Genomic DNA, 13,164 nt, shown 5'->3' with positions numbered 1-13,164 from the left:
GGGATGCGCGAGAAAAATCTGCAATCCGCTCATCAGCAGCACGGTCACGCAAAGCGCGTTGATCCAATGGGTGACGCGCGTCGCCAGGGCGTGACGATGAACCAGCTTGCGGCCGGCATTCGCCGGCGATTCAAGTTCGGCCGTCGGAAGGATCGTCAAAGGAGTTCTCCTCTCCTGGCTGCCGAGACGCCTGCCCGGCGCGAAGCCGGACAGGCTGGATTGTGCGACTACTTGCCGCCCTTCATGGCGTCGGGCTTCATCGCGTCGCCATGCATCGCGTCCGGCTTCATCGTGTCGTGCTTGGTCGTATCGCCCTTCATGGCGTCGCCCTTCTTGGGCTCGGTCTTCATGGCGTCGCCATGCATCGCGTCGGCTTTCATGCCATCAGCGCCCATCTTGTCCTCGGCGGAGGCGGCGCCGGCGAAAGCAAACAGGGCGAGGAAAGCGAAAGCGGCGGCGCTGGTGGTCTTGACGTTCATGACTGTGCTCCGGAAGTGAGGCGTAGGCGATCCCTGGCGGCCCGTCATGGTCCGTCAGTTCTGCAAAACGTTTGAAAGAAGTTTTATCTTTCACCGACTATACGATGCGCCGTGTGGGCTTATTACGCGGCGCACCGAATTATTTCGGTTTTGACGGCAGGCTCGGCGAGGGCCGATGACGAAAGCTACCCTCGATGATCATTCGCGGTCAGCCCTCGATATCGAGAGTTGTCCTCTCAATATCCGGAAGAACACGCACGCGTTCAAGACTCGATGATCCAGCAGGTCTGCGCGCCCGTGGCGCGAGCTGCGAGACCGCGCGCCGCCGCCGCCGGCGCGCGGGACTTTGTGACAGCTCTCGGAAATCAGGATCGCATGGTCGAATTCCGACGCGTAGGGCGTGCGGAAAGGCGCGATGTCGCGACATCGTTTCCTCGACGTTCGAGGTTTGCACGACGACTTCGGCACAGCAAGGCGGCGCTGATTTGACCAGCTCTTCCCCTACCCCTTCCCCATATGCGGGATCAGAAGCAGATTTATTCCATTTATTACAGTCATCTACGTTGCCAGAAGCCCGAGATGAAATCTTAGGTTTGGCAGCCGGAACAAAGGTGGGGAAGCTGGTTTTCGGATTGCCGGGCCGCCGCCCTCGCTCTCAAACGGCCCCCTTGACCTCCCCCGGCGGCCCGTCGCAATCCGCGGTGACCCGCCGCAGCAACGCCTCCGCCTCGCGGAACTGATCAAGGGCCCACGCAATGGTTTCGGGGTCGCCGGCAGCGATGACCTGGTCTCTTGCGACTTGCACGGTGACGGCTGCCGTTTCGGCCAGTTCCGATTCTACGCGCGCCATTCGAAGCTCCATATGACGACGCGGTTGTACCCATGACTTGTCGCAACACGGCTTGTCGGAGATCAATATCGGGTTGCGGCAGATGGACGCAAACGCCGACGCCGCGGCAGCACACATGGGGGTTCAACAGGCTTGGCCAGCGAGCCAGCGGAGCCGCACAGGGAAACGCCGGCCGGCTCGATCGTCGACGGGGCGTTTGACGCCGATCCCAACGGGGCCGACGGGGCCATTGCCCCACGCGATCGCCTGCCGTGTTCAGGTCAGCCGAAACACCTCCAACAAAATGGCGCTGCGGAAGGACGGCAATGTCGGCAAGCGCGTCCAAAGAGAACGGGACAAGGCCGCACCTTTGGCGCTTTGCTCAAAAATAACGCGCTTCAAATGTTGACACCCGTTTTCCGCCGCATGTATATCGCCATCTGAAAGTTGCTTAATCTTTGCAGAATAAGGACTTTTATTGCGCTCCTCGGTGACCTGGAGCGCCGAGAACGGCATGAGCCGGCGTTTCAATCCTAAGCTCGCAATTTCATTTGCGAGCCCTGGGGGCCGGCATGCAACTCTTGAACCCGCGTCGTCAAATCCGTGTCTTGCCCCTCAGCCGTCTGCGCCTCGGCGGCGTCAGTCTGTTGGCGATCTCCGCATTGGTTGCAGCGGCGCACGCCGAGGATGTGGCGATACCGGACATTGTCGTGAACGCCGATGACGTGCGCGCCCCGCAGGGTTCTGCGGCGCAAGCCGCGCCAGCCGAAAACGCGCAAGGCGCGAACGCGGGATCGTCCGAGAACGGCTACCGTCCCGCGACGGTCAATGTCGGCCCGCTCGGCAAGCTGCCGATCAAGGACACGCCATTGTCGATCAATGCGGTCTCCTCCGAACTCATCGAAAACATCGGCGCGAGTTCGACCTCGGAAGCGATGAAATACAATCCGACCGTTCGCCCGCAACTCGGCAGCAATCTCTCGGCGAATTACTTCATGATTCGCGGCTTCAGCTACAGCTCCAACGGCGCCGCGGCCGTAGACGGCATGCGCGCCTCTGTCGGCCTGGAGCCGATCGAGGACAAGGAGCGGGTGGAAATCCTCAATGGCGCCAGCGGCTTTCTCTACGGCTTCACAGGTCCGGGCGGCATGGTGAATTACGTGCTGAAGCGGCCGACGGAAACCACGATCAACAAGATCCGGGTCGGCAATTACGGGGGACAGCAAGGCTATGTGCAGGGCGATTTTGGCGGCCCGCTCACCATTGGCGACGGCCAGTTCGGCTATCGCTTCAACTTCGTGAAGGTCGGCGATGGCAATGTCGGCGTCGACCGCGAAACCCATCCGCGCCAATTGTATTCAGGCGCGTTCGACTGGCATGTCGCGCCCTCCGCCACGCTGTCGCTGGAAGCCTCGCATTTCGACCGCGACATCAACAACCAGCAGGCCTATTTCCTGGTCGGCAAGGCCACCGTCATTCCGGCGGCGCCCGACCTGCGGCGCAACTATGGCGCGCCCTACAATTTCACCCACGACGAATATAATCGCGTCGGCGCCAGCCTGAATTGGCGGGTCAACGACGTGTTCACATTGCGCTCGGCCTTCCGCTACACGGCGGCGGAAAACCGCAGCCTGAACATGCGCGACAGCTTCATCAACAATGCCGGCGACTACAATTATTACATGCAGATCAAGAGCACAAACCAGGCGCTGACGACGCAGGGCTACACGTTTGTCGACGCCGCGTTCTCGACCGATTTCGTCCATCACGACGTGACCTTCGGCTATGCGCAGACCCATGTCGACTCGCGCAACGCCTATCCGAACTCAGACACCAACAAGTGGGGATTTCCCACCTCGATCATCGGCAAAATCCTGAACCCGACCTACCCGGCCGATCCGAACTATCCGCTCAACACCGGCCACAAAATGCGCGCGACCGAGACGACCGAATTGATCAGCGCGCTCGTCGCCGACAGGGTGACGTTCAACGACCAATGGTCGGTTTTTCTCGGCGCCAACGCGCCCCGGGTCGAGGACACGACCTGGGCCGCCAACACCGGCGCGCAGACAGCGCAATATGCCGCGACAAAAGTCACGCCTTCGGGCGCGATCATGTTCAAGCCGATTGCCGCCGTCACCACCTATGTCGCCTATACCCAATCGTTGCAGCAGGGGCCGACCGCGCCCTCGACCTCGATCAATTACGGGCAGGCGCTGCCGCCCTATCTCGCCACGCAATGGGAGACGGGCGTCAAGGCGACGGTCGGACGGATGGATCTCAACCTCGCGCTCTTCGACATTGAAAAGGCCAACGCCTTCACCGACCCGGTGACGACGCTGTACACGCTCGACGGGCGCGAGCGGCACAAGGGCGCCGAATTCACCTTTACGGGAAAGGCGACGGAGCAACTCACCCTCGGCGGCGGTTTCACCGCTCTCGACGCCGAAATCACCAAGTCGTCCACCGCCAGCCTCGTCGGCAAGACGCCGCTCGGCGTGCCCAATCGCATCGCCAATGTTTTTGGCGAATACGCGCTCGACAGCTTGCCCGGTCTGTCCCTGCTCGGGGGCGCGACCTACACCAGCAAGGAGTGGGTCAACAACGCCAACACGATCTCGATCCCGCAAGTATTCCTGCTCGACGCCGGCGCCCGCTACGAGATGAAGGTCGGCGGCAAGCCCACCACGTTCCGGGTCAATGTCGCCAACCTGCTCGACAAGCGCTACTGGACCAACAAGGGCGACGACATGCTCTACACCGGCGTTCCGCGCACATTGTCCTTCTCGATGACCGTGAGTTTTTGACGATGCGCGCGGCGCGAGAACTGGCGCTGGCGGCGCTGCTGCTCGCCGGCGCCGCGCCGATGCGCGCGGCCGAGGTCTTTACCGTGACCGACGGCGCGGGGCGGGAGGTCTCGGTTCCCGTTGACGCGCGGCGCGTCGCCTGTCTCACCGGCGCCTGCTACGAAAAGGTCTTCTTGCTCGGAGAGGCCGACAGGATTGTGGCGCGGCAGCGCAATTTTCCGCCCTGGCTCGAACAGACCAATCCGAAGGCCAGGGACATTCCCACCGTCACCACGGCCAATGTCGAAGACCTGCTGTCGCGCCATGTGCAACTGGCGTTTTCCTTCAACCAGCCCGGTCCGCTGGAAAAACTGGCGAGCGCCGGCATCCCCGCGCTGGTGACGACGCCTTCGACCGCCGAAGCCCGGGACCGCGAGGATTTCCTGCGCGCCGTCAAGGACGAGGTGCGGCTGTTCGGCGACGTGCTCGGTCCGAAAGCCAAGGCGGTCGCGCAGGATTGGCGCGCCTGTTACGACGCCATGGTCGCGCGCATCACCGCGAAGACCGATCGCCTTCCCGCCGACAAGCGGCCAAAAGTCTATTATGTGCGGGGGCCGGCGGCGCTCACCACCCATGGGCGCGAATCGAACATGCGCTGGTATGGCGAGATGGCCGGCGCGAACATGGCGCTGATGCGGCAAACCAAGCCGGGCATCTCCCCCGTCAACATTGAGGACATCATCGCCTGGAATCCGGACGTGATCCTGGTCGGGCGGCAATATCCGCTCGAACTGGTCACGCAGGACCCGCGCTGGAGCGACATCGCGGCGGTGAAATCCGGGCGCGTGATCGCCGTTCCCGACGGCGTGTTCTTCTGGGACAGCAGCAGCGAAGGCGTTCTGCTGCTCGCCTTCATGGCCAAGACCCTGCACCCCGATCTGTTCGCCGATCTCGATCTCGCCGCCGAGGTGAAGGCCTATTATCGGCGGTTCTACCACTACGCGCTGTCCGACGCCGAAGCCGAAAAACTGTTGCAGGGCCAGGGCCCGGACGGGCGCCGGCAAAACCCGATGGGGAACTGATGAATCTGGCGACGCCCGAAGCGGCAACACCTTTCCGACCGGGCTGGCCTCGCCTGGGCGGATGGTTTCTCGCTCTTGCCGCGCTGATCGCGCTCTTTCTCGGCTCGCTGATGGTCGGCCGGTTTTCGCTGTCGCCCCATGACGCGTTCACGGCCCTGCTGGCTGCTGTGTTCCCGATAGACGCTCCGTCAGCCGACGCCGCCGCCGTGATGATCAAGGTTCGGCTGCCGCGCATTCTCACCGCCATGACCGTGGGCATGGCGCTGGCCACATCGGGCGCCGCCTTTCAGGGCGTATTCCGCAATCCGCTGGTGTCGCCCGACATTCTCGGCGTCGCCCATGGCGCCGGCTTCGGCGCCGCGCTCGCCATCCTGTTCGGCTGGAGCGGTCTCGCCCTTCAGGCGACGGCCTTCGCCTGTGGTCTCGCCGCCGTCGCCCTCGCCTACGGCCTCGCCCGGCGCCAGAGCGCGGACGGGGCGACGCTTCTCGTCATGGTGCTCTCGGGCATGATCGTGGGAACCCTGTTTTCCGCCGGCGTCGCGCTGATAAAATTCGTCGCGGACCCCGCCAACACGCTGCCGGCCATCACCTTCTGGCTGATGGGAAGCCTTGGGTCCGTCTCCTCCCGCGATCTGCAACTGGTTGCCGGTCCCGTGCTTGTCGGCGTTTCCACGCTGATGCTTTTGCGCTGGCGGCTCAACGCGCTGTGCTTCGGCGACGACGAGGCCCGCGCTTTGGGCGTGAGTGTCGCGCGGCTGCGCCTTGTGGTCATCGTGGCGGCGACGCTGATGACGGCGGCCTGTGTGTCGATCAGCGGCGTAATCGGACTGGTCGGCCTGATCGTCCCGCATCTGGCGCGCCTGATCGTGGGGCCGAACTATCGCGTGCTGCTGCCGGCGAGCGCGCTGCTCGGCGCGGGTTTCCTGCTGGCGGTCGACGATTTCGCCCGGGTGCTGTCGGCGAGCGAGGTTCCGCTCGGCATTCTCACCTCGCTGCTCGGCGCGCCGTTCTTTCTCATGCTGCTGTCGAATGTTCGCAAAGGCTGGTCATGACCGAAATCGCCATGCAGCTTGAGGGCGTCGCCTGCGGCTATGGCGCGCGCACGGTTCTCGCCAATGTCGATCTCTCGATCCCGCGCGGAAAACTGTTCTGTCTGCTCGGCCCCAATGGCGTCGGCAAGACCACCCTGTTCAAGACCATGCTGCGGCTTCTGCCGCTGCAACGCGGCGTGATCCGCATCGGCGGCGAGGACGTCGCGCGCTGGTCCGACGCGCGCTTCGCCAAAACGGTCGCCTATGTCCCGCAGGCGCACACGCCGCCGTTTCCCTTCAGCGTGATCGATGTCGTTTCGATCGGGCGGGCCGCGCATCTCGGACCCTTCGCCGCGCCAGGCGCCTCCGATCTGGCGGTCGCGCGCCAGGCGCTGGAGACGCTCGCCATAGGACATCTCGCCGAGCGCCCCTACACGGAGATCAGCGGCGGTGAAAGGCAACTCGCCCTGATCGCCCGCGCGCTGGCGCAACAGCCCGAAATTCTGGTGATGGACGAGCCGACCGCCAGCCTCGATTTCGGCCATCAGATCCGCGTGCTCGACCACGTGTGCGAGCTGACGCGCCGATCGAAGCTCACCGTGGTGATGACAAGTCACGATCCCAATCAGGCGCTGCGTCACGCGCAGAGCGTGGCGACGCTCGGGCGCAATGGAGCCGTTTTCGTCGGCTGTCCGTCGGCGGCGATCACGGAGAATTATCTGTTCGATACCTATGGCGTCAGGACGCAACGGGTTGCTGTTCCCGGTTCGCGCGGGGTGATTGTTCCCGCGCAACAGGACTGACGACGGTGAAGCCGATCACAGCCGCGACGGCCCTGCTCGCCAACACGACCGAGACGCGGCCCTCATGGCTCGTCCGCATGACGCGCCTGACCGCCCTGGCGCTGACCTTCGCCTATGTCACGCTGGAGACGCGCCGCGTCTTCCATCTTCTGCGACCTCGGCGCTCTCGAAGGCGCCGCGCGCGCCTTCTCCTTCATCTGCCTTGGGGCTGTCTCGATTGGCATCGGCCTCGTCTATCAGAAGCTCGTCTTCCGTCCGTCGTCCGGAGCGACATCCCGCGATGCCGATGGATGAAAAAAGACACGTTGGAAGCGCCCCGCGACGCCGGAATTCTCCACAGCTCAAACCACCGCGTTAACATCTTGGTGACCTTCACGACCCTAGCCTCCGCGGCATGACTCAATCAGGGAGACCATCCGTGTCGGACAGTTTGGATGTTGCAGGTGAGCGCATTCGCACCATCGTCGAGCGCATCGAACACATCGAGGAAGAGATCAAGGCCCTGAACGAGGGCAAGAAGGAAATCTTTCAGGAAGCCAAGGGCGAAGGCTACGACGTCAAGGTCATCAAGGAGATCATCCGCCTGCGCAAGCAGGACAAGGACGAGCGCGACGAGCATGAGACGCTGCTCGACGTGTATCTCAGGGCCATGGAATCGTCCGAGCCGGAACAGTCGAAGGCCGCGTAACCACGGCATTCCCTACCGAGACTCCCCATGGCGCACGCGCCCGGGGACGCCAAGCATGAAATGCCGCAACAAATCGGGACGCGCGACGCCTCTCCGTCGAGATGGCGCACGTGACGGTCAGGTCGACCGCTTGTTGACCACGGAAGAGGACAACCGCCATGGGCGACGAAGCCATGAGGCCAAACGGGCCAGAGCATCCGCCGACATCGCCGAGGGGCTCGGCGCCGGTGTGGCTCTACGACGGATACTGCATCTTCTGCTCGCGCTGGGTCCTGTTCGTCCTGCGCCGGGAGAAGGCGCCGCTGATCCGTTTCGTGGCGTTCCAGTCGGACGAGGGAAGGCTGCTCGCCGAGCGTCACGGGATCGATCCGGACGATACGGACTCGTTCCTCTTCATCGATGGCGGCAAGGCCCTTGTGAAATCCGACGGCGTCGCCGCCGTGTGCGCGCGCCTGCGTCGACCGTGGTCTTTCGCGGCCTTCATGACCGTGTTTCCGCGTTCCTTGCGCGACTGGGTCTACGACCGGATAGCGCGCAACCGCCATCTCCTGGCGGGCAAGCGCGACTTCTGCATGGCGCCGCCGCCCGAGTGGCGCGCCCGCGTCGTGGCGCCGGAAAGCCGGCCTTAGCATCCACCGCACTCGCCGTTAACCATTCCGCGCTATTCATTTTGGAATGAAAATCGCGCTGCCGATCATCGGAGCAACGGGCAAAAAACTTGGCCGGAGATGCCCGATGACCGTCGTCACGCTTCTTGAGGGTGAGGTCGTCACATGCGCGTACTCTTGATAGAAGACGACCGTTCGGTCGCGCAAAGCATCGAACTGATGCTCAAGGCCGAGAAGTTCAACGTCTACACCACCGATCTCGGCGAGGAGGGCATCGATCTCGGCAAGGTCTACGACTACGACATCATCCTGCTCGATCTCAATCTGCCGGACATGTCGGGCTATGAGGTGCTGCGCGCCCTGCGCGTCGCGAAGATCAAGACTCCCATCCTGATCCTGTCCGGTCTGGCCGGCATCGAGGACAAGGTCAAAGGGCTGGGTTTCGGCGCCGACGACTACCTGACCAAACCCTTCCACAAGGACGAACTGATCGCCCGTATCCAGGCGATCGTCCGCCGCTCAAAGGGCCACGCCCAATCGGTCATCGCCATCGGCGACCTCGTCGTCAATCTCGATCAGAAAATGGTCGAAATCGCCGGCGTCCGCGTGCATCTGACCGGCAAGGAATATCAGATGATGGAGCTGCTTGCGCTGCGCAAGGGCACGACGCTCACCAAGGAAATGTTCCTCAATCATCTTTACGGCGGCATGGACGAGCCGGAACTGAAGATCATCGACGTCTTCATTTGCAAATTGCGCAAGAAACTCGCCAACGCCAGCAATGGCGGCAATTATATCGAAACCGTCTGGGGACGCGGTTACGTGGCGCGCGAGCCGTTTGACGCCGGCGAGCGCATTACCGCCTGAACCTCGCTCGGCGCAGATGATGTGTCGGCGGCGGCGCCCTTCAGGCGTCGAACGCCTTGAGGCCGACGTACGCGACGCGACCGCCGTCCTGACTTTCCTCGATCTGAAATCTCTGGAGACTTCCGTCCAGGAAGGGTTTTGGATTGAAATTCTTGACGCTGCGGCGGCTGAGGTGCAGCAGGTCGACGATGAGATCGCCGATCACGTCGCCTGCGTCGGTTCCGGTTCGGTTGCGAAATGTATCGATGGCTGCCTTGGCCAAATCAGCTCGGTCTTCGTTGACGTTGGAATCGTTATTTGATTTGGACATGGCTTTCCCAGTGGTTGAGGGCCGGCGTTCGAACGCCGCATGATCAGGCCGGGCGCGCGTCCCCGCCCGCTTTGTTCTGCTATCGAAAGACTCTGCTTGCAATCGTAGGGGCGCGCACACACGTTAAGGTATAACCTATCATCACCTTCGCCTTCGTTTCCCATTGAGGCGCGTGGCTAAGCAGTATTGGTTAGAAGCTCAACGGAAGAATTCGCATGACAAGACCCCCGAACCGGTATCGACCGACTGACGCCTTGTCCTTGGCCGAAGCTGTGTTCAAACCAGCGCCGCCGCCAGCGGTCGAGCCTGTCCGCACGCCAAGAAAAAGTGGCCTTCCCGTCTCCAAGGAATTGGTGTCGATCAAGCTCGACAGCGACCTGCTTGCACATTTTCAAGAGGATGGACCGGGCTGGCAGGAGAGGATCAACGACGCGTTGCGGCGGGCGGCGGGCTTGTGATCCGGCCAGTCGTTGCACTGTCCGACGCGCGTGACAGGCCGGCGGGCCGCAACAACACCCCTCTTGAGTTCAAAAACCCTCCGGTGAAGCAAGGGGGGGCAGCGAGGTTTGCGCGCGCGCTGTGATGGTCATGCCTCTGCCTGTTGACCGCGAGCGCGGCCTTTCCTTTTGCGGCGATGATCGAAGCGCGCCGCGCTTCGTTAGCCTGCGCGAGACATCGCGCATCAAGGCAATCTGCGTTTGCCCCTCGGAGTGAGGTTCCAAGCCGCCTGGAGTGATCCCAAAAAGTGGACACCGGTTTTTGGAAAAGATCATGCGAAAAAAAGAGTCCGGAGCGCGCTGCGTTTCCGTGGAAACGCAGCGCGCTCTAAGCCCTTGGCAAACCGCATTGATCTACAATGAAACCATAACCTTGACTGCGTTGCCGATCACCTCGGCCGCCGCTTCCAAGCTTCAGGTCTGCTGGGCATATGGGGGAATTTCCACCAAGGTTGCGATCAAGCGAAGCAATGCTTGATGTTCAGGCCCATTCGCATTGTTGCTCAGAAATGCCGCCAGTTCGATATGCGACAGCCGCCCGCCCGAAGGAGCATTCGGTTGGTGAATGATGAAAGCGCGTCCATCGGACGGTTCGCGCGCCAAGAACCAAGTGTCCCCGTTTGGGCTCCGGTATAACTCTCGCCTGTCTGACAATGCACTCTCCCACACTCTATGCTCAACAATAGCACGGGAGATCGGCGTTGGGCGATTGGAATGCCACTGGCGCGTCAGGGCCTTGGCGTCGACGGATGAAATGGGCCGGCATCCTCCCGACCGTGCTGGCGGCGTCGCGAATCGCCGCGCGGACGGTCTCGGCCTCGTCCACAGAGAAACGGCCGAGTCCCTCGGGCGGCATCAACGCATCACGCAGGCCCTTCACACCGCCGCGTCATTTTCAGCCAGCTTTTCACCTTCGTCCTCGTTATGCTCGCCATCCGAAGCTTTGACGCCTTCCTCGGCCGCTTCAACGACTGCGCCCTGATGTTCAAAAGGCTGGGGAGAAAATGGGCGCCCAATCCGGCGCGGCGGCGAGCGCGCAAGCAGCACGGGTTCGAAGGTCGCACCGCATTTTGGGCATTTGATCGGCTCCTTCGCGAGATCGAAAAACTTGGCGGCGCAATTCAGGCATAGCCTTTTCTCACCCCTTGGCTCATCTGTCATGGATCATTTCCTTACGGCGCTCTGCACCGGGTTGCGGTCGCGGCGCGTGATGCGACGCGATCGATGAACCGAAATGCGCGACCGCACCTCGGTGTCTATGAGTTCAATCCTCTGCGAGTCAGACGGAAGGGCGTTGGCATGGAGAGTGCGGATCAGTTTTCCGCGACGGGAGAAAACACCCGCCAGGATCCAGCGTTCGACCGCGCAAGCACATTATCCGCAGGCAAAGCTCCCGCGCCGCGAAGGAAGTCGTGCGATCGCTCAGGGGAGCGGCAAAGTTATAGGTTCGGTTTGACCATCGATCGCGATTGTCTGAGCCTCTGCTTTACAATCTCAGGAAGGCCAAGGCCGCCGCTTGGGCTATGAGCGGATCAACAAGATGTCCGAAAACCTCCATGAAATCGTATGATACACCATGAAGGCCAAGAAAGCCGAGGTCTATTTCAAACCTGTCAGCGGCGACGCCGTGAAATCCGGAATCGGCGACTGAAAGGGCCGTCGCCGGCGGGCGCGCCCGTCAGTGACGCCGTGCTTCATCTGATCGTAAATCGCGCTTTGCCGTCATCGCGGTTCTCCAGCGCCCGAGCGTCCGATTCCGCTCAGGACGCAGCGTTCTCGCGCTGTCCCCTCGCGACGAAATTCAGCATCCCGTCCGCCAGCGGCCTCTGAAGCGCCATGGCCTCGACCGCCGCCGCCCGCAACCAGATGTCGAACCCGTCGTCCGTCGTCAGAATGACCGGCATTGCCTTTGGGTCACGCCCGCGTTCGGCTCCGTGGTCAGAGACGCATGGAAGTCGACGGTGGCCTCCCCTCTTTGGTCGTCCGCGTACAAGTCCAGTTTGCGGGCAAGTCACTTTGCGGACTGGCGACGCCAGAATCGCAGGCGTCTCCGCAGCGCAAACCGCAGCGAAGGCATTCCCAGAGGATCGCGTGGCGTCGGGTATTGGTTTCGTTGAACCGAGGCTATTTGCCTTCGACCGATACCCCATTGGGGCCGACGAGAATCTGCACGCCCTGTGGCTGCTTTCGGTCCTGGTAAAGCTCATAGGCAAGCACGCCCGCGATAACGACGAGGCCGCCGATGACAAGAAAAATTATGTTGGCGCGATTCATGGCTTCGATCTCGGTTAAGGAACCCAATTTTTGGACATTACAAACCCCTCACGTCAGGCAGCACCCTCGGAAACTACCCACGCGCCCAATGGAATCGCCCCAGGCCTCCCAGCCAGGTGATATAACGCATGTTACATCTGGGCATTTTGGCCGTGAATACTTTCCGATCCTGTCGGCTCTGGCCAACAAGGCGCCCCTTGAAAGCGACGCTTTCCGTTGGCTGACGGGACGCAAGGTCGAGGACATCGAGGATTGCGCCACCTGCGCCATCCGCCAATTCTGCGGCGCGCCCTGTCCGGCGAAGGCGCATGAAATGAATGGTGGCATGAAACAGAAGGGCGCGTTCTGCGCGTTCTACAAGAGACGCCTCAGAAATTCTCAACCCGGCGCCTTCCGCAACTCGGCGCCCGTCTGCAGCTCTTGCTGTCTAACCGAACATTGCCGCGCCGGGGCAAGTGGCGCATCCTGCGCCGGCGCCGGCGTTCGAGCAGGCCGGCGCATCGCTCTCGCCGCCCTTCGCTGGGGAAGCGATCAGCGACAATTGCTGCTCCAGATCGGCGCCGCCGCAGGACGGGCAGACAGGCTCCTCGCCGGAGCGCACAAGCGTCTGGAAGGACTCGCCGCATTTCTTGCACTGATAGCCGTAGATCGGCATTCGATGACCTCGATCATTTGAACTAAGGCCCCTGAATGCCGCGATTTCGGGTCAGAGGCAAGACGCCATTCGCCATCCCAACCGGATGGGTGAGCTCATGCAACCCCAGCGCGTCCTTGATGAACAGAGTATCCTTCCGGCGTGACGCGCCTTGCGGGATTCAGGCCCGCGGAGCGATTCTGCGCAGCTATATCGGCTTTATGAGCGAGGTTAGCTGCGCAGCATGGGACGTATGACGGTGATTTCCGGCGCCGA

General features: G+C 62.2%; 17 protein-coding genes and 1 pseudogene. 10 read left to right on the top strand and 8 right to left on the bottom strand.

Features of this window, described 5'->3' with window-relative positions:
* The 4 genes and pseudogenes from CCR94_RS25780 to CCR94_RS00440 all read right to left on the bottom strand — a co-directional run.
* Positions 1 to 153, bottom strand: a pseudogene (locus CCR94_RS25780) (cytochrome b/b6 domain-containing protein); the annotation flags it as partial.
* Positions 154 to 227: 74 nt separating this feature from the next.
* Positions 228 to 479 (bottom strand): pentapeptide MXKDX repeat protein, encoded by a 252-nt coding sequence (locus tag CCR94_RS00450; RefSeq protein WP_104505929.1) that lies wholly within the window; start codon positions 477 to 479, stop codon positions 228 to 230.
* Positions 480 to 1,134: 655 nt separating this feature from the next.
* Positions 1,135 to 1,329 (bottom strand): hypothetical protein, encoded by a 195-nt coding sequence (locus tag CCR94_RS00445; RefSeq protein ID WP_146089770.1) that lies wholly within the window; start codon positions 1,327 to 1,329, stop codon positions 1,135 to 1,137.
* A 255-nt stretch (positions 1,330 to 1,584) separates the two neighbouring features.
* Positions 1,585 to 1,839 carry a hypothetical protein gene (locus CCR94_RS00440; protein WP_146089769.1) on the bottom strand — a complete coding sequence of 85 codons (255 nt, stop codon included), beginning with the start codon at positions 1,837 to 1,839 and terminating at the stop codon, positions 1,585 to 1,587.
* A gap of 41 nt (positions 1,840 to 1,880) precedes the next feature.
* Here CCR94_RS00440 and CCR94_RS00435 point away from each other — a divergent pair, with 41 nt between their 5' ends.
* The 7 genes from CCR94_RS00435 (at position 1,881) to ctrA (ending at position 9,173) form a co-directional block, all read left to right on the top strand.
* Positions 1,881 to 4,115, top strand: coding sequence for a TonB-dependent receptor (locus tag CCR94_RS00435; RefSeq protein WP_104505926.1), 2,235 nt, complete (start codon positions 1,881 to 1,883; stop codon positions 4,113 to 4,115).
* Positions 4,116 to 4,117: 2 nt separating this feature from the next.
* Positions 4,118 to 5,176, top strand: a complete 1,059-nt coding sequence (locus CCR94_RS00430; protein ID WP_104505925.1) for an ABC transporter substrate-binding protein — start codon at positions 4,118 to 4,120, stop codon at positions 5,174 to 5,176.
* Complete coding sequence (locus tag CCR94_RS00425; RefSeq protein WP_104505924.1) at positions 5,176 to 6,228, top strand: FecCD family ABC transporter permease; 1,053 nt, start codon at positions 5,176 to 5,178, stop codon at positions 6,226 to 6,228. Before CCR94_RS00430 ends, CCR94_RS00425 begins: the two co-directional genes overlap by 1 nt.
* Positions 6,225 to 7,010, top strand: a complete 786-nt coding sequence (locus tag CCR94_RS00420) for an ABC transporter ATP-binding protein (protein ID WP_104505923.1) — start codon at positions 6,225 to 6,227, stop codon at positions 7,008 to 7,010. Before CCR94_RS00425 ends, CCR94_RS00420 begins: the two co-directional genes overlap by 4 nt.
* 394 nt (positions 7,011 to 7,404) lie before the next feature.
* A complete protein-coding gene (locus CCR94_RS00415) occupies positions 7,405 to 7,698 on the top strand; it encodes a DUF2312 domain-containing protein (RefSeq protein WP_104505922.1) in 294 nt (97 codons plus the stop codon).
* A 158-nt stretch (positions 7,699 to 7,856) separates the two neighbouring features.
* Positions 7,857 to 8,327, top strand: a complete 471-nt coding sequence (locus tag CCR94_RS00410) for a thiol-disulfide oxidoreductase DCC family protein (protein ID WP_206605738.1) — start codon at positions 7,857 to 7,859, stop codon at positions 8,325 to 8,327.
* 144 nt (positions 8,328 to 8,471) lie between these two features.
* The gene (gene ctrA / locus CCR94_RS00405) at positions 8,472 to 9,173 is read left to right on the top strand and encodes a response regulator transcription factor CtrA (RefSeq protein WP_104505921.1); all 702 of its coding nucleotides are present in this window, start codon (positions 8,472 to 8,474) and stop codon (positions 9,171 to 9,173) included.
* A 40-nt stretch (positions 9,174 to 9,213) separates the two neighbouring features.
* On the opposite strand, the gene CCR94_RS00400 is transcribed toward ctrA, so the two are convergent.
* Positions 9,214 to 9,585 carry a hypothetical protein gene (locus CCR94_RS00400; RefSeq protein ID WP_146089768.1) on the bottom strand — a complete coding sequence of 124 codons (372 nt, stop codon included), beginning with the start codon at positions 9,583 to 9,585 and terminating at the stop codon, positions 9,214 to 9,216.
* Between the two features lie 113 nt (positions 9,586 to 9,698).
* Between CCR94_RS00400 and CCR94_RS00395 the strand changes: the two genes are divergently transcribed.
* Together CCR94_RS00395 and CCR94_RS24860 are read left to right on the top strand one after the other, a co-directional pair.
* Complete coding sequence (locus tag CCR94_RS00395) at positions 9,699 to 9,941, top strand: BrnA antitoxin family protein (protein WP_104505919.1); 243 nt, start codon at positions 9,699 to 9,701, stop codon at positions 9,939 to 9,941.
* Positions 9,942 to 10,254: 313 nt separating this feature from the next.
* The gene (locus CCR94_RS24860) at positions 10,255 to 10,458 is read left to right on the top strand and encodes a hypothetical protein (RefSeq protein ID WP_158254553.1); all 204 of its coding nucleotides are present in this window, start codon (positions 10,255 to 10,257) and stop codon (positions 10,456 to 10,458) included.
* Positions 10,459 to 10,856: 398 nt separating this feature from the next.
* Here the strand turns inward: CCR94_RS24860 and CCR94_RS00380 are convergent, their stop codons facing one another.
* Positions 10,857 to 11,141, bottom strand: coding sequence for a TIGR02300 family protein (locus CCR94_RS00380; RefSeq protein WP_104505916.1), 285 nt, complete (start codon positions 11,139 to 11,141; stop codon positions 10,857 to 10,859).
* A 599-nt stretch (positions 11,142 to 11,740) separates the two neighbouring features.
* The gene (locus CCR94_RS24855; RefSeq protein WP_158254552.1) at positions 11,741 to 11,884 is read right to left on the bottom strand and encodes an SOS response-associated peptidase family protein; all 144 of its coding nucleotides are present in this window, start codon (positions 11,882 to 11,884) and stop codon (positions 11,741 to 11,743) included.
* 187 nt (positions 11,885 to 12,071) lie between these two features.
* On the opposite strand from CCR94_RS24855, the gene CCR94_RS24850 reads away from it, so the two are divergent.
* The gene (locus CCR94_RS24850) at positions 12,072 to 12,272 is read left to right on the top strand and encodes a hypothetical protein (RefSeq protein ID WP_158254551.1); all 201 of its coding nucleotides are present in this window, start codon (positions 12,072 to 12,074) and stop codon (positions 12,270 to 12,272) included.
* Positions 12,273 to 12,681: 409 nt separating this feature from the next.
* Here CCR94_RS24850 and CCR94_RS00375 read toward each other — a convergent pair whose 3' ends face one another.
* Complete coding sequence (locus CCR94_RS00375) at positions 12,682 to 12,909, bottom strand: FmdB family zinc ribbon protein (protein ID WP_104505915.1); 228 nt, start codon at positions 12,907 to 12,909, stop codon at positions 12,682 to 12,684.
* Positions 12,910 to 13,164: the final 255 nt, after the last annotated feature.

This window comes from Rhodoblastus sphagnicola, assembly GCF_002937075.1.
In the GTDB taxonomy this organism is placed as follows: Bacteria; Pseudomonadota; Alphaproteobacteria; order Rhizobiales; family Beijerinckiaceae; genus Rhodoblastus; species Rhodoblastus sphagnicola.
The sequence above is the reverse complement of the archived record's forward strand: the minus strand, read 5'-3'. Positions and strand labels throughout refer to the sequence as shown.